The sequence below is a fragment of the Paenibacillus sp. FSL L8-0333 genome (assembly GCF_037965665.1).
Lineage (GTDB): Bacteria > Bacillota > Bacilli > Paenibacillales > Paenibacillaceae > Paenibacillus_AQ > Paenibacillus_AQ odorifer.
The window spans coordinates 879,432-904,121 of record NZ_CP150186.1 but is presented as its reverse complement, the minus strand read 5'-3'; the positions used below and the strand labels follow the sequence as shown (position 1 = coordinate 904,121).

Here is a 24,690-nt window from a genome sequence, read left to right as displayed (position 1 = left end):
CCTTTAAAAACAGAAGCTCAACCAAAGGTACTGGTTGAGCTTCTGTTTATTCCCCAAATAATAGATCCAGAATCCGTTCATCCGCCTTTCGGTTCTTCCCTTTATAAGGATAACAATGAATATGAATCGCTGGATTAAAGTTAATCTCAATAACGCTATAGTTGGTATCATTGGCTTCTTCCTTGATGTCATCAATCATCATATCCACTCCACAAAAAGTGGCGCCCGCAGCTTTAGCCGCTTGAATCGCCAGAGCCTTATAACTATCTGGGATCTCATCCGTAAAATCCAGGCTGTCACCACCCGTGCTAATATTAGAGTTCTCCCGAAGATAGATGACTTCGTTTAATGGAGGAATATCACTCCAAGCCTGAGCGTGGTTGTTCAAGAACATCGCTTCTGCTTCACCGATCTGAATTTTCTCAAGTGGTGTCTTGTACCCGCGGCCTCTTAATGGATCCTTATTCTTCTCGTGCACCAGTTGTTCAATCGTATGTACACCATCTCCAATCACATTCGCAGGAACCCGGTGCAATACTCCGACTACTTCATCACCCATGACAAGAAAACGATATTCTTTTCCCGTCATGAACTCCTCTAGTAGCACAGTTCGATCAAATTCGAAGGCGATTTCGAAAGCTTTTTGATAATCTTCTTTAGAGAAGTCGTCTGTAAAAATAGTAATGCCGAGTCCAAAATTGGTTGATTTGGGCTTAATCACAATAGCCTTGTTACGGTAAGTGCCATGCGCATTCATTGCCTCTTCCAGATTTCGAAAAGCTTCTCCTGCGGGAACCCGAATGCCTTGCTGTTTAAGAACTTCTTTCGTAACGATCTTATTTTCCATGATTAATACCGTACTGTAAGAATCAAGGGAGGTCTTCGTTGCTTGCTTAACATATTCTTTATGATCACCTTGCGTAAGCACTACAAAGTTCTCTTCCCGATCGATCAATTGAAACTTAATGCCACGTTTAACCGCTGCCTTCAAAAGAAGCTGTGTAGATAGCTCCAGATCCTCATATCCCACAAAACGGTAACCATTCGCAAGACTTTCCTTAGCACATTGTTTAGCTTTATTCAGATGGTATTGTACAAAAGAGGATTGTTGAACTTCCGACTTCACAATAGCTGCAAAACTCCGGTCTGGCTCTACAATTTTATTCTTAGCTCCATGCAATACGTTCAAAAACACTTCATTTTCCGGGTTCAACAGTTGGATCATATCCTGCATCTCATGAATACAAGTTAATGCCTGCTGCTCCATTGTTGTACATGAATCCCCGTAATCATGCAAACATCCCTTTATCCCTTCCATGATTAGTTGATCATGATTAAGATTCGCCATCTTCTGATCCTCTACTCCGAACGGTTCGTCCTCCTTCAGCAGCATATACAAGATAAATAGATGAATGAAAATCATCGTTTCTTTGCCGATTCCTATTTTGTAGAGTGGATTCAGATCAATAAACCGAAGCTCCAAATAAGCTATCCCATCTTGCATCAGTTCCTCTAAAGGATGTTTGCCTCTTGCTGTCTTCACTCTAACCGGACTATAAAACTCTTTTACACTTAATAATTCTTCCGATTCGATCAAAGCTTGTAAATCATGAACATAATCCTTTAACGAAGCAAAAGATACATAAAGAGGCTTTTCATTTCGATACCCACATTCGCTATTCCGAAGTGAATTCATATTCTGATAATAAAAGCTTTTGTCGTCATCTGATTCCCCGCGAGCTACACATTGTTCCATATAAGTCTTATCAAAAACAGGGCTGGCGCCTGTTAAATAGATAAGAAGCCAACGGTACCGCAATAGGTTGCGGGCTATTTTTAAGTAGGTAGCGTCTTTGAATTCTTTAAAGCTCACCTGCGGATCTGCTATGTCATGAAGCTGTCTCAGAAATTGTTCATCAAAAGAGAAATTGTAATGGATTCCGCTCAGCAATTGTCTTTTGCGACCGTATTTGTCTGCTAGCTGATGTCTGTATTCATCCTCAATCGGATTACCCATCTTGGCAATGGGGATGTCCTGATCATTCGGTAGCCTCGGAGGATTACTACTTGGCCACAGATATTCTTCCTTGAGCTCAAGCGACACAATATCCTGCAGCGCCTCCAGAAAGTTATAAGTTTCATCAATAGAATCAAAAGAAGGGGTGACCATTTCAATTTGACTCTCTGAGAAGTCGGTTTGAATATACGGGTTCTCCATTTTGTTGCCAAAAGCTTTAGGATGTGGTGTCAGCGCAAGTCTTCCCTCTGGATCCACTCTGACATTTTCTTTTTCCAGTCCAAATTCGCCGTGAAAAAGCTCCTTATTCAAATGGTTATCCCTCAGAAGCTGTATGAGTTTACGATTTAATAAAGCCATTTCAACGATCATCCTTTGCTTAGTAGTTTACCTGCTGTTTGTTCATTTTGAATAAAGATCTTCTAAACCAGAACACAAGAATAACTCCTTTAAACACACTGCTTAGAGCAATCGACATCCACACCCCACTCAAGCCAAAAGGTCCGGATAAGATCAAGGCTAGTGGAATTCGCAGTGCTGTAAATGTAATACTAAAGATCGGCGGGATATGGGTTTGGCCAATACCGTTAAAAGCACCTACTGTCATCAATTCCATACACATGAATAATTGTGAGTAACCAATGATGCGCATATAATTAGTGCCTAATTCCAGGCTTGTCTGATCTGATAAAAATAAGGAAAATAGCTGCTGCGGGAACGCGATAAATATAAGCGATATGATCACGCCAAAGATGGAGGTTAAGATCAAAGCCTTACGATAGCCCTGCCCAATACGGTCCAATCGGCGTGCTCCATAATTTTGACCAAAAAAGGCAGCAATAGCTCCCTGTAGTCCTCCAATTGTCATATAAGAAATAGATTCAATTTGAATCCCTACTTTTTGCACCGCAATCGCATCCGCCCCAAAACGTACAATGATCTTAGCAATGACGATCGATATGAGCGTAAAGGTGACCCGTTGGATTGTGATCGGAAGTCCCATACGGATTACTTCTTTCATTTGACGACTGTCCCATGCTGATGTGTTCGAAATGATTTCTGACTTTCTTGTCTTTATGATAAAAAGAGCCGTAACTAAGATGTTCGCTGTCAATGTTGCCGTGGCTGCCCCCGCTACTCCCCAACCTTCAAAACTGCCCCAGCCAAAAATTAAAAATGGATCAAGAACAATATTAACCATAAGACCAATGGAGAAGATCTGAAACGGTTGTTTACTATTTCCCATCGAGTTTAAGAGTGTGGCAAACAAAGTATTTACGATGGAAAATACCGTCCCGAAGATCGAAATCATTAAAAATTGCCGTGCCATCCGTTCAACTTCATCACTTCCAAGATCAAAAAAACCAATCAACCGATTGTTGGTCAACAGAACTAAACTCATATAGAGAAATCCTAATAAAATAGACATCATAAACCCGTTTTTCATATAAGATTTAGCCTTCTCTATCTGGCCAGATCCCATACAAAACGCAACCTTAATCCCTGTACCGATCGTAATCATAGTCGACAATGCAATCGCTAGATTAATGAAAAAACTCGCCGTGCCAATCGCGGCAACAGGACCACTTCCTAATCTTCCAACCCAAATCATATCGACGAGGCCATAAGTTGTGGAAATGAAATTCGTCGCAATAATGGGAAGCGTTAATTTCATTAAGGTAGGCATAATAGGACCCTGAGTCAAATCATTCATGCCCTTCAATTCCTTCAAATCTAATAACACCTTCTTCATCTGATTTTCAGATTTATTATATAACCAAACACTTATATAATCAATTGATTATATTTCAGCAATCTGTTGGACCAGCCTTTCAAGCATCCGTATCCGATTACGGAGTTCCAATTCTTCTTGTCTCAATCCGTCCAGCTGAAGATTCAGAGAATCACCTACTTCCTTAATCAACTCGGCATGGCCACACCCATAACTCCTTTTCAATTTAAAAATAGACTGGATATCCCTTAGTATAACTCCATAACTTTTCAACTCTTGAATGACAAAATAATCTGCCAGATGCTGCTCTGTATATATCCGTTTACCATCTGGTCCCTTGGACATAATCAAGTCCAGATCCTCATAATGTCTGATGGTGTCTTTCGTAGTTCCTGTTAGGGCTATAAATTCACCGATTCGCAAAAGTACAACCTCCTCCATACAAATATAAATTGACACGGGGTTAACCCCGCAACGTTTAATTTTATTAATGGGGGTGCATCAAATGATAGGTTCAAGCCTTATAATCTTGTATGGAATGGTTAGTGTGCTTGGGGCAGTGGGGATTCTAATTAAGGGCTCCGCTAAATCTGCTGTGGGTTATATTTATTTGTTTTTGCTTTCTCATATTACGTTAGTCGTCATCACCCTTTATGCCTTATGTAAACCGCTTAACTTCATTTGGTATATTATCGGTTTTCTCACCTGTCTTATCTCCCGCTGGCTCAACGGTAAGTTTGTCTTCGGTTGGAATAACTGGCTTCATTACTTTATTGTTGCGCTGATCTTTACTGTGGGCTACTTCTTAACCTAGTCTCTTCATTATGAGCCTGAAGACAGAAAGTGGAACTCCTAAAAAGTATATAAATTGTGTAGACATCAAAAGACAGTTCCTAGTGCACAAAATGTGCCTACCGGAACTGTCTTTTTTCGTAATTAAAATTTCTTTTGTTTTTCAGTCGAATGGCTATTGAAAACGAATTTTAGTTCGTTTACAATAAAACCAATAATAAGTTCTATAATTATAGAACAAATAAATGTTTCAGCAACTTACTCAAAGAATGGAGAAGCTCATGGAATATAAAGTAGAAGTCGATTTTGCCCCCATGTATGAATGTGTGAACAGTATGACTGCTTTTCTAAGCAAGCAGAACCATACTGCTATGGATTCCGGTAAGCTCTGGGTACGTGAAGTCCAAGCAAGATTTGCCCCGATGTTGCTTCGTAAAATGCAAGAGGTCGTTAAAAAACTTGATGATTTCAGTTTGGCTCCCTACATTTGGTCTTCACCGGGCGAGCGTTCTGTAGACGGCTTTTTGAATTGGTTCGATGGTTTATCTTCGGGTGAACTGTATGAAATATCTGGACGTTTCGGCCAATCGGTTCCCTCTAATCTTTCTGAGCTAAGGGACACTGCCTCTGACATCCTGCGCGAATGGAACGCGGGTTACTTCAATGGAATCGACCCTAATATCCTCAAGGGGCTTGAACAGGAAGCCGAGTCAAGACGAACGACACTGAATGGGAACAATGATATGGAAGTCTTTGAAGCAGCAACCGACGGAATGCGCCTCTATCCAACCGAACGTCTGAAGCAGGTCATTATCATTCCGCAATATCATGCCCGCCCACTGGTCACCACCTCTATGTTTGATGAATTCGTGTTCACTAGCTACTCTTGTGATGTTCTCCCTCCGGAAGCTGGCCGGCCTGCTCCAGCACTGCTTCGACTTACCCGGGCACTCTCGGATGAGACGCGGCTGTATATCCTTCGTTTGCTTACAGGCAAGCAGTTGAATTTCACGGAAATCGTGCGGGAAGTCGGACTTTCTAAAAGTACAATCCACTACCATCTGATCGCGTTGCGCGCAGCAGGTCTGGTCATTGTCCATACCAACGTTAAAAGCACATCGTACAGCCTGCGATTGGAAGCCTTAAATGGGCTACCGCAGCAGATTGGGTCGTATCTAGAGAGTCAAGCATAAACGCCTTAAGCGTCCATATAAGGACGGTAAGCGTATATGCGAGAAATATAAGAAAGGAGTGAACAGGCTATGATAAAACGCAGCTATTATGGTTTACTCTCAACCATAACTTTAAGTGCTTTTGGGGATGCTTTTGGCTTGTTGGCTATGGAATGGCTCGTCTATGAATTGACGGGTTCCAAGCTAGCGATGGGAGCACTCGCGCTCAGCTCCGGCATACCTGAGCTGCTGCTGCGCTTGCTGGGCTCGCCGCTGTCCGACCGACTCCACCGGGTACGCTTTATGGCCTGCTTGGCAGCCATTCGCCTGCTGGCTATAGCATTGCCGCTTGGCATGGGTCTGGCTGGCCAACTGCAGCTGTGGCATCTGTTTGTCGCCGCTGGTCTCAGCGGGGCCTGCGCCGCCCTGTTCATGCCAACAGCCATGGCTGTTATTCCCGGCGTTGCCGATAGCGGGAAGCTGGTGCGGGCTTTTGCTATCATCGATGGCAGCAAAAGTGCAGCCGTCTTGCTGGGCCCCGCCCTGGCTGGGGCGTTGACCGCTGCCAGTGGAGCGCTGCCAGCCCTTAGCATCAACATGTTATGTTATGTTGCGGCCATCACTACCTTGCTGTGCCTGCAGAAGCTACCCAAGCCCTCTCCAGCTCCAGGCCGTTTCTCCATTACCGTCTATGTTCGCGAAATAGCTGAGGGTTTTATCTTCTATAAACAATTCCCCGCTATGCTTACGATAATGATGATGGCCTCTATTAGTAATCTAAGCTCAATTGCCGTCTGGACCATGATGGTTCCTTTTGTACGCGAAGTGCTCCACCGTGATGCGGCGACGATGGGCACACTTAGTACAGTTTTCGCACTTGGAACCTTAGTCGGACTAAGCATCATTTCCATGATAGGGGAAATTAAAAAGAGGCGGCTTGTCATGCTCGGCAGTCTGGGGACCATCGGTTTAGTAACAACATTATGGGGGTTATTTCCTAGTTTTTCTTTTGCCCTTGCCGCCGTATTCGCCACCGGAACGATAGCTCCCTTCTTCGGCTCCTTAAGCTCTTCACTCCATGGACGTCTGGTTCCGGGTAATCTGCAAGGAAGAGTCAACTCCATCCGTTTTTTAATCGGTGGCGGCTTGCAGCCTTTTGGTGCTTTTGCCGGCGCCGCGATTGCTGAACTCTATGGCGTGCCTGCGCTTTTTGTCATCGCCGGATTGCTTCCACTGCTCTGTGCCATCGCTGCCTTGCTGCTCCCCGGACTCAAAACACTGGACGGCGACCTCTCCACACTTGAAGCCACTCATCGGCGCCCCGTGGTGGAATGTTCATCGCAAAGTGTTGTAACTGAGCGATAGATGGTAATAGGCTTAAAAAATTCATTTTAATTATTTATGATGAAATGAATAAAAAAAAGAGATGCTTATAAGCATCTCTTTTTTTGACTAAACAGTTAACCTTTGTCTCGGATAACTCGCCGTCACGCACGATTATTTTATGTATAGATAATAACATATATTCTAAAATTAATAAAGAAAAAATCATTTCATTCCTAGTTTAAACCAATCTGAATGCTTTCCCCGCCCCATTCTTTCGAACATCTTTACCATTAAGCTTTTTTCACGTTTTGAATTACAACGTCTAAAATAAAAATCTTTAAATAGCTTTTCTATATCTTTTAGACTTTCAAACTGGGAAAGTACTAATAAAGTGTCATATAGTCTTATTTCATAATAAGTTGAAACTCCTGCAGTATTAATTTTAGTTCTTAAACCTAAATCATTTATTAAACCCGAATCAATCCTTAAACGATTCGATGTCCGAAATCTATTAACTAATTGAAAATGTGCACAAGTATTTCTTAATTCAATAAAAATTCGTACTGAGTTGATAAACTTTTGTTTATCAATGTACTTCATCCCCATATCTTCAATAACCTTTTCAAAAATATCTCTTTCAAATCCTAATAATAAACTAAAGAGAGAACCAAACTCAAGGACTTTAATAGTCACCCAGAACGGCGGGTGATCATAAGTAGATATATAAGGATATTTAGCTCTGCAATGCTCAATGAAATTACTATACGTAGCCCCATTGAAATAAATATTTGTCTGAAATATTTTATGTCCTGTAATATTCTTAGCTAAATCTTTAGGTAAACTCAAATGATTTGAACGTGGATTGGTATACTTATTGATATCAATGTAACATGCAGAATCAGAAGCATTTAAATAATGTTTTTCACAAAACCGATATGCCATGGAAGATTTCAAACGAATTTCAAATTTATCTAAAATTTTCAAAATCTCTAAATTCAATTTTTTATCAAAATCATACAACAATAAAAAGTCTTCAAAAAAAAGACCATTGTATTCTTTATTAGTAGCTTTTGAATCAGTTAATAACAATGTTTCAAATCCATTTATTAAGTCAAAATAATTCTTTTCTAATAAGTGTCGTTTAGCTTTTTCTTCATCCCTAATAATTAATTTTCTTTCTTTTAATAAGTCAATTTGTTGGTCTAAAGATTTGAATGTTTTGGTAACATGTGTGCTCAAATAAATCTCCCCATTATTTTTAATCTATTTATTTAAAGGTTCTATAATTTTCTAAATGAGCGAGCTGCCTAGTTTACTTCCATTTTTCGTAAGAAAATGTAAAAAACCACTCTGAATTATACATTAAATAAAAAAATAGGGATATGAACTTCTAGGACGTTTGGCATAATGAATGAGATACTCCACACAATCGACAAAAACAGGCGATACCGGTATACCGGAACATCGCCTGTTTTTATAAGTTTTCACCTAGGAGCATCACTACTAGGTATATTCTCTTTTCAGTGGTTTGTCACAGTGGCTTGATTCGTAGCCACTAGTTCCCCTCCCCCTTCCGGTAAAAACCGAAGCGGGAGGCGTTGAGCCTTTAGTTTGTGTTTGTGTTTGTGTGTTGGTGTTTTGGAATTCGCGCTGATAGCAGCGGAGAGAACGGACTGATTGTGGAAAAGCGGAGCGTTCGCCCGAAAGCTTTCCGAAGGAAAGCTCACTTCGTAAGCATATGCTGTGTCCGGATTTTACCGTTGAGGTTAAAAATTCAAAAAAATCTGGACACAACAGCGATTGGAACAATAGTCCGTTCTCGGAGCGTCCGCCAGCGTAAAAAGCCCACAGCGCACAACGTCCAAAAGCTAACACCAAGAACCTAAGGCTCAATCAACCCATATTTCGTTTTTATCCGATCCAACTTCTCAATCATAGGATTAGCAATAAAAAACAAAAATACCACCGTCGAGATCGCATGCACCATATCAAACCAAAAACCTGAAATATAAGTGGTCATTAAAGCCGGCCAGGAGAACTCTGAAGTGAACATCATCAACGAGCCTATATTGATAATGCCTCCGTATACGAAAAACGTCGCTAAGCCTCCGAATATACATAGCGACAGCTTATTCTTTTTAAGCAGACCCTTCTTGAAGAAAATGCCCGCCAGGAAGCCAATGATGCCAAAACAAAACATTTGCCAAGGCGTCCAAGGACCCTGCCCAAAGAAGAAATTCGAGACAAAACCTGCAACAGCGCCAACCAGAAACCCTGCCTCCGCACCCAAGCTTACCCCTGCGATGATGACAATAGCAACCACTGGCTTAAACTGCGGCAACATAAAAAAGGCTGCGCGTCCCGCCACGGCAATGGCTGCTAACACTGCTATAACGATCAGCTCCCTCGCCTGCGGCTTCCGGTTCTCGAACACCATCGCAAAAGGAACCATCGTATAGATAACAATTAATAGACTGATAAAATAATACTTCCGATCATTTAGCACAAAGATGCCTAATAAAATCGTAGCTGGAATGACTATGAGGATTAGTAGTGCCGCTAATAAAGTTCGACGACTCAAACGACGATCCGTTATCTGCTTCTTTGACATAAATCAATCACACCCTCTATCGTTACTCCCTCATTCCATACATGACGCGCCATACGGTTGGCAGCAGTTGTATAGAAGCTGTTTCCCGCAAAAAACTTCTGCGCTTCATTCGTAGTGATAATGCTTCCATCAAAAAACATGGCGCAGACCTCAGCGTATTTGGCACAAAATTCAACGTCATGCGAGACCATTACAATAGTAACGCCTTCGGCATTGAGCTTTTGCAGGAATACGGCTAGCTTCTCTTTGAAGGGCCCATCCAGTCCTTTGGTCGGTTCATCCAACAGCAGAATCTTTGGTTCTAACAAAAGGACCTTCGCCAACGCTGCACGCTGTTGTTCTCCCCCGCTGAGATCATACGGATGCATGGAGAGGAGATGTTCCAGTTCTGCGAACTTAACCACAGCTTCAACTCTGGCGTTTTTTTCTTCCTTCGTCAAAGAGAGCTGGGATAACATTTCATATAAATCTAGCTCGACTGTTTTTTTCACAAATAAGGTTTGCGGATTTTGCGGGAGGAAGCCCAGATTGTTAGTAAACAACGCTTTGGCATTCATCTTCGCAGGGTTGCTCCCGCCGATAAGAACTTTCCCTCTATAAGGCTGAAGGATTCCGCTCATCAGCGACAGCGTCGAAGTCTTCCCTGTTCCATTCCCGCCAACAATACAATAAAATTGCCCTTGCTTCACTTCAAACGACAAATCTTTAATGACATTCGGCCCATTTTTATCATATTTAAACCATACGTCCTTAAACTTTATGACTACAGGGCCGGCCTCTTTCGTGCTAGGCTGAGTTTCTGCCATCGTTGCAGGAGTCTTACCCTTTAGAAAAGCATCCAACCATTGGCGTCCTTCCTTTACAGTAACAGGCCACACTAAGTCATGATCTACTCCTGCAACAATCTGCATCGGTGAGGGCATGGACAGAAACATCGGATGGTTCAGCTTACATAAAACCTCGCCCACCTTTTGCGGGGGATCATCAGCTATCACAGCTCCCTCATTCAGCACAATCAACCGATCTGTAAGCGGAAGAACATCCTCTAGACGATGCTCGGTCATGATCACGGTTGTTCCCAGCTCACGATTTATTTTTTTGACCGTCTCCAGAAAATCGGAAGCCGCAATAGGATCTAGCTGGGAGGTAGGCTCATCGAGGATTAGAACCGAGGGATGCATAGCCATTATGGATGCTAAGTTAAGCAGCTGCTTCTGGCCGCCTGATAGCTCGGTCACACTTTTATGAAACCAGGTCTGGATCCCAAAAAAACTAGCCATTTCCGCCACACGCAGGCGAATCGTAGAATTATCGTACCCTAAGCTCTCAAGCCCAAAAGCAAGCTCATGCCATACTTTATCTGTCACAATTTGATTGTCCGGACTTTGGAGTACATAACCAATTTCCGCTGCCTGTGTGCGTTGATCGATCTCCTCTACAGGTTGACCCTTATAATAAATTGCCCCTTGGCGATTGCCATGTGGGGTTAGGATTGTTTTCAGTTGTCTAAGCAGAGTGCTTTTGCCACAGCCTGACTTTCCACAAATGGTAATGAAGTCTCCACTTTCAATCGTTAGATTAATATTCGAAAGAGCCGCTTGCTCTTGTTCAGGAAAAGTAAAGCTTAGTTCTTCGATTCGATAGATTTCCATTTCATTGCCTCCACCATATTGATGAGCACTGGGATCATACATAACGCAAAATAAGCGATATATATAAGAATACTAAAAGGTGTAATTGTGCTCGCTTTAATCGATGGATAGAATCTCATGGTGTTCTCACCCATCACTGCCCCTACGGCTACCAGCGCAATTAAGCCTGTCATGATCAAGAGAACTACTTTGTCTCGGGCATCTAACCGAAAGATAGAAAAGCTTGTACGGCCCGGCAATCCATACCCTCTCGATCTCATGGAATCCGCTGTCTCAATCGCATTTTCCAAAGCCCAGGTGGTCATAATGGAGAGAATCGTAATCCCATTCCGCGCACGCGCGAGGAGATTTCCCTGTGAGACATCCCGGCCTATACATTTTTGAGCATTAGAAATCACCTTGATTTGCGCTAAATATCTAGGAACAAAACGAAGCACCATCGAAAAAATCAACGACAGTGCCGGCAGTATTTTTCCGAATATATAAATAAACTTATCCGAGGTCATCACGACGTTATAACAGGAGAACCAAATAATTACCGTCACAAACATACACGCCGCTGCCACGCCATAAAGAATCGATTCCTTCGTAATGGGGTTCCCGTTGTTTAAATAGAACAAGATCGTTACCCCTTGATGATTAAAAACAGGATTCATCACTGCCATAAATAGCAGAAAAGGAATCATGTAAAGCAGATTAAATCGGATGCCCTTTTTTCCTTTTAACATAATTGAGTAGGCTACAGCACTACTAAGGGCGATCACCTGAAATATAGGATGCATAAACACCATGCTAAACAGCAATACAACAACAAAATATAGAAAATTCACAAACGGATGAAAGGTAGAAAAGCTATCCTTCATTATTTCTGAGCTCCTCCTGTGGCTACATATCCACCCACATCTCGACCTAGATCACAAGTGTATACCCAATCAATGACATCGCCATCTTTGAGAACATAACGGCTACTGCCGTAGTTAGGGAACCAGCCATTTACTTTGTACATCCATCCACTGAGCTCTCCAGCATCGAATTCATACAGATTATTTATGCCTTCAATATAATTACTGTTATAGATCGGCGTCATGCTAAATTCCATATGGATTTTATTCTTCTTCATTTCTCTTAGTAGAACATCAAACACAGACTCACCTTCATAAAAGGTTACCTTCTGCGCTTTATAAATGATACCATCTGCCGGCAATACTTCAAGCTTATCCTCATTAAAAATATCCATGTTATCTAAAATTGTTGCCGCTGACACGGACAAGGTAGCCGTTAATTGCTTCTTCTTATCTACTGTTGCATCTTGCCATTCCACTGGTTTAGGTTTCCCGCTCGGCACTGGATCGGTAAGAAATTCATCCTTTTTCGGTTCCTGCTTGGTTTCTGTTGTCGCTACTTTTGAATCAGGTTTTGTTACGGGTTTTGCCGTCGCTTTCGTTTCCGGCACGGACGTTTTAGCCGCTTTCGGCGTTGCGGTCGGTTGCTTCGTTGCAGCAGGTTTTGTTGTTGCGGCCGGCGTAACAACTTCTGTTGGTGCTGCAGTTCCTGTTGGTGTTACAGCATCCGTTGGTGTTGCCGATTCATTTGGTTTTAGGGCTTCAATGGGCTTAGCTGTTTCACTTGGCGTAGCTGACGGTGTTATCTCCGTTGTCTCGGTAGCGATTGCCTCAGTGGGTTCAACATCAACATTTGTTGCGGAAGCAGTGTTCTCTGGCTCTATAACCTGTGTCTCAACGCTACTATTAGCGACCTTGTTTGGGCTCTTCTGGTAATCCCCGCCCCAAAAGAAGGCGATAGCCAATACACCTATGATTAGTATCGCGGTTAACCATTTCTTCTTGTTCATTTCTCTAGTCCCACCTTAAATAATAAGCAAGGGTATACACGCTACCCTTGCTTATCTCTCTAAATAAAATTCTATTTGACGTCTGTCATATCATAAAGACGTGTCTGGCCATTAACGAGCCGATCATAGGAAACCAGTGCATACATCGCCTGATCCGTAGCCATAAGATCTACTTCTCCTGGTTGCGCGCCTCCATTGCCTACTCCACCCTGCTTCACGTGATAAAAGCCACCTTCAGGTGCAGCAAAACTAAGCAATGCGTCTACTGCGGAATGTCCATTTTTAATAAATCTGGAATCCTTATGCGGGTCAATACCAAGGCCAGTTAAAGCTACAATCACCTGAGCGATGCTTTCGGAATTTGTAGATTCCCAGCTTGCAAAACCACCGTCTGCAGTCTGTGTTTTGGATAACCAAGCAATCCCCCGGTCCACAGCAGCTGTTACTTTGGCGTTGGTTTTGTAATAAGGCGTTAAGCCTTGAATGACCATCCCTGTGATATCTGGATCAGCCGCTGTAGCATTACTGCCTAGTGCCCATCCACCGCCGCTGATCTCTCTGCCCAAAATATAATCAATGAGCATCTCTCTAGTCGTCTGCGTCTTTACATCCTTAACCACTGGAATGTCGTAATGATTACTGTCCAGTGCAATGAGAGCAAACACAGGTCCATTAATACCTTGCTTAATTACAGTATCAAAATCCGCGAGCGGTTCCAGTAGGTTATAACCCGCCACTTTATCAATATTTTTGTTGATTGAAGTTAATGCCAAAATAACTCTATCATATTCCGTATATTTTACGCTATGCAGCTTCCCTGATTTTTCTTTAAGAGTCGCTTCTACATTTGCATAGTACTTAGTGTAATAACTATCTGGAACCTTCACACCTGAACGTGCCAGCCCGAAGACTGTCCAGTCCCCGCCAACCGAGGAGATGACCGGGTTTGTTACTGTTTTTTGCAAAAAGGCAGCTGTGTTCTGAATGTAAGAACTAACTGCTGTATTCTGAATAGTTGGACTAACCACTTTGTTCCCACTCTTATAATCATGGGTTCTAGTAGCTACAACAGCCGCCATTTCTCTGGTTACTAGCTCTTTAGGCTTAAATTGATTATCATCACCTAACATCAAACCAGTCGCAACAACGGTCTCTACATCTGCTTTGGCCCATGCCGATACTGTGTTGATATCTTTAATCGCTGTTCCAGGCTTCGTCGCCGGGATGGCCAATGCTCTGACGATAATTGCGGCCATCTGCTCACGAGTAATCTTGTCATTCGGCTTAAATTCATTATTAAAGCCTGTGATTAGACCTGCCTTATGCGCAGCATTCACATATGGATAGAACCAATCGCCTAGAGCGACATCCTTATAGGTAATGCCTTTATCACTCTTAATATCAAGTTCTAATGCAGAAACGAGAATCTTAGTGAACTCCGCTCTTGTGATATAAGCCTTCGGATTCACCTGACCATTGTTACCTTGGATATATCCTTTTACTGTAGCTGTTTCAATCGCTGAATAGGCCCAGGAAGAGATCTTATCAGCATCTGTATACAGTTGTTTAATATCATTCGTATTCTGGGTAGGATCCTTAGGAGTCACTGTTGGAGATGGACTCACATTTGGATCACCACTGCCTTCCGGATTAGCTCCCCCACCAGGAGCCGGAGTAGCACCAGGCTTAGGCGTTGGGGTTGGGCTCATCGTTGGTATCGGTGCATTTAGATCCACACCCAAATTCGTAGTATAACGCCACTGAATTCTGTCCCCGGCACTTAGGTCATATGAAGATGCACCATAATTAGGATATTTCCCATTCACATTATACATCCATCCACTGCCGCTGCCATGGTCAAATTCCCCATCACCAGCTATGGATTCAACATATACACTTCCAAAGTCACTGTTCCAGGAATCTCTATAGTCGATACCGCGGCTATCCAGCACTCTTTTTAGTACAGACCACACTGTGTCACCAGATTGTAGCTCTACCTGTACAGATGGAACAACATATCCCTTATTAATCGTAAGCTTATCCACGGACAGGATTACATATGGTTTCGATGGAGTGGTTCCGCCACCATTGTTGCCGCCATTTCCTTCACCATTTCCGCTACCATTACCTTCGCCATTACCGTTACCACCGTCGCCGCCAGGTGTTTGTACTGCACTGGAAGCATAAGCAATGTAGTCAGTGAAGTGATTGGTTTTTACAATTAAATCATTTCCACTATCATAGGCATACTCAGACTTACCGCTTGCAAAACCTAAGTCATCACTTGCAAATTTTTGAATGGCATGAGGAGTGCCATTTTGAATATAAGCTGCATCTTTTCCTTTAAGGTCCTTAAAGGTTAACGTAATAAATTGACTGAATTCTACTCTTGCACTACCACCCATGGAAAATGTTTGAAGAATATTATCAAGCTTCTTGTCCCCGGGAATAATCTGATTCACACTATCTTTTAGTGCAGATTCTCCACCGGTTAAAGCTGAAATCAGTTCAATTGCAGAGGCATCCCCACTTGTAACTTTTGCACCCTTAGGAATGACTACAGATACGTTACCTTTTATGGCCTCTATCTGAGGAAGGTCGCTGTTACTTGGTAAATTGACACTAACCTTCGATTGATTTCCCTCCGGAATAGCTACTGTGATTTCTTTGTTGCTATCTCCAGTGTTGATCGGAACGATATAATCATTAGCGTCATTTGGGATTTCAACTTTCGGGTTCTCCCCAGAAGGTAACGGAAATTCTTTCGGACCCTCTGGTTGCCCAGGCCCCGGTTCTTCTGGTTGTTCCACTTTCACATCATTCATATCAAAGAGACGGCTGCTATGATTGATCAGACGATCATAAGACACAAGTGCATACGTACCTTGGTCCGTTGCCATATTGTCTACTTTGCCTGTGAGGATATGCTTAAATCCACCCTCAGGTGCAGCAAAGCTAAGTAATGCATCAATAAGCGAATTTCCACTTTTAACAAATCTAGCGTCCGTGTGCGGATCTACGCCCACACCAGTTAAGGCCACAATTACCTGTGAGATACTTTCGCTGCTAGTGCTTCCCCAGCTTGTAAATCCGCCTTGATTGTTTTGGTTATCGGACAGCCATTGGATGGCCCGATCCACGGCGGCTTTTACATCATCTCGGGTTGCATAATAAGGTGCAAGAGCTTGCATCGCCATCGCAGTCATATCGACATCGGCTTTGGTTACGCCTAATGCCCAGCCACCAGCTTCTGCTGTACCTTTTTTAACCTCTTTATCTAAAATGTACTGAACTAGTTTTTCTCTTGTGGTCTGTTCTGTAACTCCATCAACTACAGGGATCTCATAGTTATGGCTATCTAGCGCAATCAGAGCAAAAATCGGACCATTATTGCCTTGCTTTTGGATATATTGATAATCAGCGAGTGCTTTTCTTAGATCATATCCCGCAACATTTGTGATATCTTTTCCGATAGAGGTAAGTCCTAATATTGCTCTGGAATTCTCTGTGCTTTTATTGGCGTCGAGTTTTCCATCCTCTTTAATGATCGATGCTATTTTCGTTGCTACATTGTTGTAATAAAGATCGTAATAACCGTTAGGTACTGTATAGTTCGCCCGTGCCAGAGAAAGGATCGACCATTCTCCACTACCTGTACCAAACGACGGATTCTTTACAGTGTTTAGAATATAGGCAAGGCTTTTATTTAATTGTTGTTTGGCTACAACAGTAGTAGGTTGTTCTAATTGCACATCATTCATATCAAAGAGACGGCTGCTATGATTGATCAGACGATCATAAGACACAAGTGCATACGTACCTTGGTCCGTTGCCATATTGTCCACTTTGCCTGTGAGGATATGCTTAAATCCACCCTCAGGTGCAGCAAAGCTAAGCAGTGCATCAATAAGCGAATTTCCACTTTTAACAAATCTAGCGTCCGTGTGCGGATCTACACCTACACCAGTTAAGGCTACAATTACCTGCGAGATACTCTCGCTGCTAGTGCTTCCCCAGCTTGTAAATCCGCCTTGATTGTTTTGGTTATCGGACAGCCATTGGATGGCCCGATCCACGGCGGCTTTTACATCATCACGGGTTGCATAATAAGGTGCAAGAGCTTGCATCGCCATCGCAGTCATATCGACATCTGCTTTGGTTACGCCTAATGCCCAGCCACCAGCTTCTGCTGTACCTTTTTTAACCTCTTTATCTAAAATATACTGAACTAGTTTTTCTCTTGTGGTCTGTTCTGTAATTCCTTCAACTACAGGAATCTCATAGTTATGGCTATCTAGAGCGATCAGAGCAAAAATCGGACCATTATTGCCTTGCTTTTGGATATATTGATAATCAGCGAGTGCTTTTCTTAGATCATATCCCGCAACATTTGTGATATCTTTTCCGATAGAGGTAAGTCCTAATATTGCTCTGGAATTCTCTGTGCTTTTATTGGCGTCGAGTTTTCCATCCTCTTTAATGATCGATGCTATTTTCGTTGCTACATTGTTGTAATAAAGATCGTAATAACCGTTAGGTACTGTATAGTTCGCCCGTGCCAGAGAAAGGATCGACCATTCTCCACTACCTGTTCCAAACGACGGATTCTTTACAGTGTTTAGAATATAGGCAAGGCTTTTATCTAACTGTTGTTTGACGGCAACTGTAGTTTCCAGTTTGTAAGTAACTTGATAAGTTACATTTGTTTTGTTTCCAGCTCCGTCAAGAGCCGTTACAGTAATTGCATTACTGCCTGAATTCAGAGAAGCTTTGTACTCCCCATTCGCAGGTGATAAAGTAACACCATTCAGCTTCACTTCTGGAATGATGTCACTATATACATTGTCTGTGACAGCTACTTTGAAGCTTATTTCTTTATTGGATACTTCCTGTTTATCTTGTATGCCACTTACTGTAATAACAGGGGGTTCTATGTCTAATGCATGGTTAAGCCCTACAAGTGCATGATCTACACTTATTTGAGAGCTTGCCATATTTTCGAGCACGGAATAGGCTTGATAAACTGCCGATTGTACTACTGGTCTGTCCAAAATAGTTTCTTTATTAGGGTCACTGTTAATCTCGGCGATTTCCGCAGTTAAAGCATCCTTATTGGCAAGTTGAACGGGGATTTCTCCCCAGCCACCAAGATCAGAACCATAGCCATAAGTGGTGAACTGAGTTCGAATGATGTCACCGTCTTGAGGCTTATAATCGGTCATCCCAAACGGAGGAAACACATTATTTACTGCATACATCCAACCCGACATGGAGGTATAGTCAAACTGACTTAACCACTCTGGGTCTGCTTTAGTGCCGACTGTTTTCCCATCGGCTGAAATCATATCTAAAATATATTGTGGAATATTGACTTCACTTCTGCCACTATCTTTAACCTCTGATAAATAAAAACCACTATCTATATTTCCTAAATATCTATAATTCCCATCACCTAGCGCACGTGTTATTAAAGATGCGCCATTATCGCCTTCATAAATCGGAACTTTAATAGGTTCCTTAATATACCCTTGGCCTACGGTGAATTTCTCTACGGCTACAGTTACGTACCCTTTAAGAGTAGAGCTTGCTCCATTTGCTTGAGCTGGGATAACACTTGTAGAGAATGTCGTGATAAATACAGCTACAATGAGTAACCACGCTAAAAACTTATTTTTCTTCATTTTTCCATAACCCTTCCCTTCATACCTATGATAAAAAACAGAATAAACTTTCTTATAACCACAAAAAAAACCACTCAACATAAACGTCAAGAGGTTAAGATAGTGAACCACAATACTAGCTGGCAAACACTATTCAAGCACCTCTCTATCGATCGTAGAGTTTGATGGTGTAACAGAAAAAGGCAGATATTCTGGCTCAAGTATCATCACCCTTGCTGCCTTCCCAGTTTCCCAGTGGCATTTTGCAAGGACTCCTCTTTTACAGCGGCGGGACCGCGCGGGATTCACACCCGCTTTCCATTTAACCAATCTATGATTGTACTTCCGCAACATTCATAGTTGGCACCTATTTCTAATTTTAAATTTTCATGCTTCATCATATCTAATATATATGCTTTTGTCATGTTATATTTCTTTTTTGTATAACGGGCAGCTAGAGATAATCCTATTGAATAACCAATTTCTACGAGTAGGGATATTCAAATAATTTCTTTATCCAACTGTGGGGAAAATTAATTTAAATCACTAATTCTTATATGAATTTGCCACAAATTAGTAAGGTACTCGCTGAGTGAATTCTATGTTAGGGTATATTCAGAAAGCGTTTACAAAAATAACATTGGAGGTGTTCGTGTTCATCTAACCACCAAGTACAGCGTCAAAGCCAGGTCCAAGCATCCTAAATTTATCTCACAAAGGAGAATTCAATGACTACGCGAATCCAGAAATCCTTCTTATCATTGACACTTGTCACCGCTCTTCTGCTCTCTCTGTTCTCATCCATGGCTGCAGCTGCAACTAAGGATGAGCAACAAGCTAAGGCAGCGCCAAAGAGTAAGATCCAATCCTATGTAGACGAAATGCAGCCCGGATGGAACCTCGGTAATACTTTAGATGCTACAGGTGAGGACGAAACCTCCTGGGGCAATCCTCGTGTGACCCAAGAACTTATTAAAAAGATCGCCGCTCAAGGCTATAAAAGTATTCGGATTCCTGTGACCTGGGATACTCACATGGGTGCGGCACCAGACTATACCCTAGAAAAAGCCTACCTCGACCGTGTGGAAGAAGTTGTCGGCTGGGCACTGGACGCCAAGCTTTATGTCATGATTAATGTCCATCATGATTCCTGGCTATGGGTAAGCCATATGGAAGAAAAACACGATGAAACGCTGGCGCGTTATAATGCAGCCTGGACTCAAATTGCCGATCGCTTTAAGGACAAATCCGATAAGCTGATGTTCGAGAGCATAAATGAACCTCGGTTCACCGATGGTGGAAGCACAGACGAAGCAAAAATGGAGCAAATGCTTACTGAACTCAATAACTCCTTCTATCAGATCGTGCGGAAATCCGGTGGGAAAAACGACCTCCGCCCACTTGTATTACCTTCATTAGAGTCTTCACCTACACAAACAAGAATGGATCATCTCTATAAGACGATTACGGCTCTAAACGATCCGAATATTATTGCGACCGTTCACTTCTATGGCTTCTGGCCTTTTAGTGTGAACATTGCCGGCTACACCACATTTGAAAAAGATACAAAAAACGATATCACTCAAACTTTTGATAACGTTTACAATACATTTGTAGCTAAAGGCATCCCTGTCATCGTCGGCGAATTTGGTTTATTAGGTTTCGATAAAGACACAGGTGTGATTGAACAGGGCGAGAAGCTTAAATTCTTCGAGTATCTGACTTATTATTTGAAAGAAAAGAAAATGACTTCCATGCTCTGGGATAACGGGCAGCATTTCAACCGTAAAACTTATAAGTGGTCTGATCCTGAACTCCACAATGTATTAATGTCTGGTCTGAAGGAGCGTTCCTCCAGCACCGAAAGCGATTTGGTCTACCTAAAAAAAGGTGCACAAATCAAAGATACCAAGGTTAAGCTAAACCTGAACGGCAATAAGCTAACCACCATTAGTGCCAACGGAAAATATCTGACCAAAGGTAAAGATTACACATTAAATGGTGAGGAGCTCATCCTCAAAGCCAGCCAACTCAAAAAGCTCACAGCTTCCCAAAAATACGGTGAAAATGCCGTGCTGACTCTGAAATTCAACAAGGGTGTTGCGTGGAGACTTAAGGTGATTGTGTATGACACAGCTAAATTAAGCGATGCAAAAGGCACGACTGAATCCTTTGCCATTCCGACCACCTTTAATGGTAACCAGCTTGCCACAATGGAAGCTGTATATACCGCTGGTGGCAATGCAGGTCCGCAGGACTGGACTCCATTTAAGGAATTCGGCAATACCTTCTCACCTTCTTATAACACTAAAGAAATCAAGCTGCTTCCCGCGTTCTTTAAAGATGTTAAAGACGGCGAGGTTATCCTAAAATTCCACTTCTGGAATGGGGATATCATCACCTACAAGATCACGAAGAGCGGAGCAAACGTTGTAGGAAAGTCCTCTTAAGCATCCGTCCTGTTAACAACACAAATAGGGGTGTCCCTACGCGGGAACACCCCTATTTGTATTGTACCCATCACATATAAACCTCGTCATACGAAATTATCATCAACCGATAAATTAAATAAACGCCAAGATAGGCTCCGGTAATAAGAAACATTGGATTTAAAAATATCGCATGGATCGAGGTCATAAATACAGCATGATCCCTTAATATTTCGTAAATCGCCAAAGCGGAAATATTTCCAAAGATAATCGCACTTAAGACCGAAGCAACATTGAATACCATACGCCACTTTATCGATTTACCTTGTAACATCAGCATGACAATGGGAACAATAATACTACCAAGTACGATTAGAAATTTCATCCAGTCACCTCGGTAAATTTTTAATCGTCCAGTTCCACGCTTTCGATTTGTCCGTCTGCATTTACCGTCCACTCGATTTCAACGCCATTATTTAATCCGAGCTTGTCTTCATCTTCAATGACTATATGATCAGGAATTGTTAAGGTTTGCTCTTTACCACCCTCCACTTGAACGGTAACCTGTTTATCCTTAACCACAGTAATCCTTCCGTCATATTCAATCTGCTGCAAAACAATCTTTTGATTCTGATCTGTAATGGTAACCCGCTTGCCACCGTCGCTTAACAGTTCAACCTTTTTATGATAGCTATCTTTTAACGAAACATCCTTGATAACTCTCTGAATGCTCACTCCCTCTGGAAGTTCCCCAGTATTTGAACCGGGTGACGCAGATGTCATGGGTTGTTCTGTTGCGTTATTCGTAGGCGCAGGTGTAGTAGCTTCTGCAGAAGGTGCTGTGGTTTCTACTTGAGCCGTTGGAGTAGCCACTTGAGTCTCATCCGCTGCTTTAGTGCATCCACTTAACAATACCGTACATGCACAAATACAACAAAGAATTGTAGCCCTGGTAAAACGTTGTGTTGTTCCTTTATTCGATCTCATCTTTTACCCCCGCATTTTAATGTATTTTTTTCTCTATAGTGGACATAGTTTTACCTCTTATCTTCCTTTTATTCACCAGAATATGGCCATCTGAAAGCAACAGTTAGATAACAATTCATGAATATGTCAAAAAACCGCCCTGATTTAGATCAGTGGCGGTCTCCATGAAATGATGAGATAAATTAGATCTTATTAATTTACAATATGTGTGCCAGCCTGTTGGCTCATCGCAGCTTTCATATTTTCCGGATTAGTAATGATAACTCTACGTCCCTCTTTTTTCAAAAAGCTAAGACTTGCTTCAATTTTAGGCTGCATACTTCCAGCAGGAAAATGACCCTGCTCCGCATATACCATCATTTCTGCCGCTGTAACTTCTTCAAGAGCCTTCTGCTCAGGCGTACCGAAATTTACACATACCTGAGGAACTCCTGTTGTAATAATCAGCGATTCTGCATCGATCTGTTCGGCCAACAGACTTGTAGCAAAATCTTTGTCAATGACCGCATCGATACCTTCGTAGGTATTATTTTCGGTTTTGATCACAGGAATCCCGCCTCCGCCAACAGCGATCACCACATAACCCGTCTCAATGAGTGATTTAATGACGTCTTTTTCAACGATATCAATCGGCTTAGGCGATGGAACAACACGGCGGTAACCACGACCTGAATCCTCAATGATGACCCAATCTGGCTTGGCACGCTTCATCTCCTCTGCTTGCTCAAGCGTGAAGAAGGAGCCCACTGGTTTCGAGGGAGACTGAAAATTCGGATCATTTTTGCTAACCTCGACCTGAGTAATAACTGTGGCAACCTTCTTGTCTAATCTGCGGTGAATGAATTCATTTGTTAAGGCCTGCTGAATTAAATAACCTATGCCCCCTTGCGTGCCCGCCACGCAATTGACCAGCGGAGTAACATCCATTCCAGTAACTTCCGAAGCCACCTCGCTTCGTCTCAGCTCGAATCCAACCTGTGGACCGTTGCCGTGAGTAACCACCACATCGTTGCCTGCTTGCACCAGATCAGCGATATTGACAGCAATTTCACGTACTGCCTCAGATTGATCCTCTATAGAATCGCGGCCATTGTCTTTCACCAATGAATTACCGCCAATGGCTACAACTATAAATTTACTCATTCCATTCCTCCTGACGGATCAGTTGATCCTCATTGATTAGCGTTTAAGGGCCAGCTGAAATTGTTCCTTCGCGGAGTGAAAATCCGGATTGGCAGGATTATAGCTGATAGCAATATCTATTTCTTGAATGGCCATTTCATGATCACCAAGTAAACCAAGTGACTGAGCCTTATGATGATGATATAAAGGATTGCTCGGATCGTTAGCAATTGCGTTCTCAATCGCCTCAACTGCCTCTTGATCCCGGCCAAGTGATCTCAAGCTGTTCGCCTTATGGAACGAGAAATCATACCGGGCAGGCTGCTGTTCCAGAAGCTGATCCATAACTTTGACCGCTTCCTCATGCCTGCCCAACTCTCTTAAATAGTTGGATTTATGATAGCGGAAGAAGCTTTCGCCAGGATCACGTTCTATCGCTTTGTCATACTCTGCTAACACTTGCTCGGATCGCTTCATCATTCGGTAGGCATTTGCGGTATAGAAATAGAAATCAAGGTCATCTGGATCAATAGTAAGTGCCTGTTGATAGGCTGCCAGAGCTTCCTCATATCCCCCGAGTTCCCCTAAGAAGTATCCTTTATAGTAATAGAAGTCTGAATTATTACTGTCCTCTTGCATTGCATGTTCCATAACCAAACTTGCTTTCCGGAAATCCTCTGCCCGAGCTAGCTCTTGAGCGCTTTGAATACTTGGATGAATCGTTAGCTTTTCTTTATTGAGAATACGGATGACCTTCTCCTGACCCATCGCTTCTGCATGCTGCAACGATGATTTGCCGTCACGATCCGGCAATTGAACATCCGCTCCAGCATCCACCAACAATTGAATAATATCGGAGTATAAACGGCCACCATTCCCGAGAATTACTGCCTCCAGCAAGGCAGACCATCCCAGATTGTTCATATGGTTAACTGCAACACCTGCTTCCAAGCATTTCTGAACAGTTCTTAGATATCCCTTCTCGCTGGAGGGCAGCAGTGTAGTTCCTCCAAAACGATTCACACTGGTTGTATCCGCACCTGCGGCAAGAGTTAAAGATAATATCTCATGGAATCCATTGGCACCGGCACACAGGTAGGGTGATAACATAGTGATATCTCTTGCATTCACATCACTGCCTGCTTCAATCAGCTTTTGAGCGAGAGGAATATGATTTTTTTGCGTTGCCGCCATCAGCGCAGTACGACCACTGGCATCCTTATGATGAACATCGGCACCACGAGCCAAAAGCTGTTCTACGGCAGCTAAATCCCCGCGATCCGCTGCTTGAATTAAATCTTCTGACAGAGTTTGATTAGTCATGGCTTAGCTCTCCTA

Annotated in this window: 17 protein-coding genes and 1 riboswitch; of the genes, 4 read left to right on the top strand and 13 right to left on the bottom strand. The window is 42.6% G+C overall.

Features of this window, described 5'->3' with window-relative positions; genetic code table 11:
* Positions 1–46 precede the first annotated feature (46 nt).
* The 3 genes from gshAB to NYE72_RS03905 all read right to left on the bottom strand — a co-directional run bounded on the left by gshAB (position 47) and on the right by NYE72_RS03905 (position 4,172).
* Positions 47–2,377, bottom strand: coding sequence for a bifunctional glutamate--cysteine ligase GshA/glutathione synthetase GshB (gene gshAB, locus NYE72_RS03915; protein ID WP_076142148.1), 2,331 nt, complete (start codon positions 2,375–2,377; stop codon positions 47–49).
* A gap of 19 nt (positions 2,378–2,396) precedes the next feature.
* Positions 2,397–3,749 carry an MATE family efflux transporter gene (locus NYE72_RS03910; protein WP_235219512.1) on the bottom strand — a complete coding sequence of 451 codons (1,353 nt, stop codon included), beginning with the start codon at positions 3,747–3,749 and terminating at the stop codon, positions 2,397–2,399.
* A 69-nt stretch (positions 3,750–3,818) separates the two neighbouring features.
* Positions 3,819–4,172, bottom strand: a complete 354-nt coding sequence (locus NYE72_RS03905) for a MerR family transcriptional regulator (RefSeq protein WP_036684898.1) — start codon at positions 4,170–4,172, stop codon at positions 3,819–3,821.
* 82 nt (positions 4,173–4,254) lie between these two features.
* Here NYE72_RS03905 and NYE72_RS03900 point away from each other — a divergent pair, with 82 nt between their 5' ends.
* From NYE72_RS03900 to NYE72_RS03890, 3 genes are all read left to right on the top strand, one after another.
* Positions 4,255–4,563, top strand: a complete 309-nt coding sequence (locus NYE72_RS03900; RefSeq protein ID WP_339211358.1) for a hypothetical protein — start codon at positions 4,255–4,257, stop codon at positions 4,561–4,563.
* A 259-nt stretch (positions 4,564–4,822) separates the two neighbouring features.
* A complete protein-coding gene (locus tag NYE72_RS03895; protein WP_036684895.1) occupies positions 4,823–5,734 on the top strand; it encodes a winged helix-turn-helix domain-containing protein in 912 nt (303 codons plus the stop codon).
* Between the two features lie 69 nt (positions 5,735–5,803).
* Entirely contained in the window at positions 5,804–7,078 is a 1,275-nt protein-coding gene (locus tag NYE72_RS03890) for an MFS transporter (protein ID WP_076142149.1), read from the top strand.
* Positions 7,079–7,261: 183 nt separating this feature from the next.
* Here NYE72_RS03890 and NYE72_RS03885 read toward each other — a convergent pair whose 3' ends face one another.
* The 6 genes from NYE72_RS03885 to NYE72_RS03860 all read right to left on the bottom strand — a co-directional run bounded on the left by NYE72_RS03885 (position 7,262) and on the right by NYE72_RS03860 (position 18,835).
* On the bottom strand, positions 7,262–8,278 hold the full coding sequence (locus NYE72_RS03885) for an Abi family protein (RefSeq protein WP_076296212.1): 1,017 nt from the start codon (positions 8,276–8,278) through the stop codon (positions 7,262–7,264).
* A 643-nt stretch (positions 8,279–8,921) separates the two neighbouring features.
* The gene (locus NYE72_RS03880; RefSeq protein WP_076105347.1) at positions 8,922–9,650 is read right to left on the bottom strand and encodes an ECF transporter S component; all 729 of its coding nucleotides are present in this window, start codon (positions 9,648–9,650) and stop codon (positions 8,922–8,924) included.
* The gene (locus NYE72_RS03875) at positions 9,632–11,302 is read right to left on the bottom strand and encodes an energy-coupling factor transporter ATPase (protein ID WP_339211356.1); all 1,671 of its coding nucleotides are present in this window, start codon (positions 11,300–11,302) and stop codon (positions 9,632–9,634) included. Before NYE72_RS03875 ends, NYE72_RS03880 begins: the two co-directional genes overlap by 19 nt.
* The gene (locus NYE72_RS03870; RefSeq protein WP_076142152.1) at positions 11,275–12,165 is read right to left on the bottom strand and encodes an energy-coupling factor transporter transmembrane component T; all 891 of its coding nucleotides are present in this window, start codon (positions 12,163–12,165) and stop codon (positions 11,275–11,277) included. Before NYE72_RS03870 ends, NYE72_RS03875 begins: the two co-directional genes overlap by 28 nt.
* Positions 12,165–13,154 (bottom strand): DUF4430 domain-containing protein, encoded by a 990-nt coding sequence (locus NYE72_RS03865; protein WP_339211354.1) that lies wholly within the window; start codon positions 13,152–13,154, stop codon positions 12,165–12,167. Before NYE72_RS03865 ends, NYE72_RS03870 begins: the two co-directional genes overlap by 1 nt.
* 71 nt (positions 13,155–13,225) lie before the next feature.
* Entirely contained in the window at positions 13,226–18,835 is a 5,610-nt protein-coding gene (locus NYE72_RS03860; RefSeq protein WP_339211353.1) for an S-layer homology domain-containing protein, read from the bottom strand.
* Positions 18,836–18,998: 163 nt separating this feature from the next.
* Positions 18,999–19,200: riboswitch (cobalamin riboswitch) on the bottom strand.
* A gap of 342 nt (positions 19,201–19,542) precedes the next feature.
* Between NYE72_RS03860 and NYE72_RS03855 the strand changes: the two genes are divergently transcribed.
* On the top strand, positions 19,543–21,264 hold the full coding sequence (locus NYE72_RS03855; protein WP_038568775.1) for a cellulase family glycosylhydrolase: 1,722 nt from the start codon (positions 19,543–19,545) through the stop codon (positions 21,262–21,264).
* A 70-nt stretch (positions 21,265–21,334) separates the two neighbouring features.
* On the opposite strand, the gene NYE72_RS03850 is transcribed toward NYE72_RS03855, so the two are convergent.
* The 4 genes from NYE72_RS03850 to NYE72_RS03835 form a co-directional block, all read right to left on the bottom strand.
* Positions 21,335–21,628 carry a hypothetical protein gene (locus tag NYE72_RS03850; RefSeq protein ID WP_036684881.1) on the bottom strand — a complete coding sequence of 98 codons (294 nt, stop codon included), beginning with the start codon at positions 21,626–21,628 and terminating at the stop codon, positions 21,335–21,337.
* A gap of 20 nt (positions 21,629–21,648) precedes the next feature.
* Complete coding sequence (locus NYE72_RS03845) at positions 21,649–22,230, bottom strand: hypothetical protein (RefSeq protein ID WP_076098689.1); 582 nt, start codon at positions 22,228–22,230, stop codon at positions 21,649–21,651.
* Positions 22,231–22,422: 192 nt separating this feature from the next.
* A complete protein-coding gene (gene arcC / locus NYE72_RS03840) occupies positions 22,423–23,373 on the bottom strand; it encodes a carbamate kinase (RefSeq protein WP_036684877.1) in 951 nt (316 codons plus the stop codon).
* 36 nt (positions 23,374–23,409) lie between these two features.
* Positions 23,410–24,675 carry a tetratricopeptide repeat protein gene (locus NYE72_RS03835; protein WP_076146267.1) on the bottom strand — a complete coding sequence of 422 codons (1,266 nt, stop codon included), beginning with the start codon at positions 24,673–24,675 and terminating at the stop codon, positions 23,410–23,412.
* Between the last annotated feature and the right edge of the window lie 15 nt (positions 24,676–24,690).

Bases quoted from the DNA above. Each gene is read 5' to 3' on its own strand.
- gshAB (WP_076142148.1), bottom strand. From the start codon at position 2,377: ATGGCTTTATTAAATCGTAAACTCATACAGCTTCTGAGGGATAACCAT.
- NYE72_RS03900 (WP_339211358.1), top strand. From the start codon at position 4,255: ATGATAGGTTCAAGCCTTATAATCTTGTATGGAATGGTTAGTGTGCTT.
- NYE72_RS03895 (WP_036684895.1), top strand. From the start codon at position 4,823: ATGGAATATAAAGTAGAAGTCGATTTTGCCCCCATGTATGAATGTGTG.
- NYE72_RS03890 (WP_076142149.1), top strand. From the start codon at position 5,804: ATGATAAAACGCAGCTATTATGGTTTACTCTCAACCATAACTTTAAGT.
- NYE72_RS03880 (WP_076105347.1), bottom strand. From the start codon at position 9,650: ATGTCAAAGAAGCAGATAACGGATCGTCGTTTGAGTCGTCGAACTTTA.
- NYE72_RS03875 (WP_339211356.1), bottom strand. From the start codon at position 11,302: ATGGAAATCTATCGAATCGAAGAACTAAGCTTTACTTTTCCTGAACAA.
- NYE72_RS03870 (WP_076142152.1), bottom strand. From the start codon at position 12,165: ATGAAGGATAGCTTTTCTACCTTTCATCCGTTTGTGAATTTTCTATAT.
- NYE72_RS03865 (WP_339211354.1), bottom strand. From the start codon at position 13,154: ATGAACAAGAAGAAATGGTTAACCGCGATACTAATCATAGGTGTATTG.
- NYE72_RS03860 (WP_339211353.1), bottom strand. From the start codon at position 18,835: ATGAAGAAAAATAAGTTTTTAGCGTGGTTACTCATTGTAGCTGTATTT.
- NYE72_RS03855 (WP_038568775.1), top strand. From the start codon at position 19,543: ATGACTACGCGAATCCAGAAATCCTTCTTATCATTGACACTTGTCACC.
- NYE72_RS03850 (WP_036684881.1), bottom strand. From the start codon at position 21,628: ATGAAATTTCTAATCGTACTTGGTAGTATTATTGTTCCCATTGTCATG.
- NYE72_RS03845 (WP_076098689.1), bottom strand. From the start codon at position 22,230: ATGAGATCGAATAAAGGAACAACACAACGTTTTACCAGGGCTACAATT.
- arcC (WP_036684877.1), bottom strand. From the start codon at position 23,373: ATGAGTAAATTTATAGTTGTAGCCATTGGCGGTAATTCATTGGTGAAA.
- NYE72_RS03835 (WP_076146267.1), bottom strand. From the start codon at position 24,675: ATGACTAATCAAACTCTGTCAGAAGATTTAATTCAAGCAGCGGATCGC.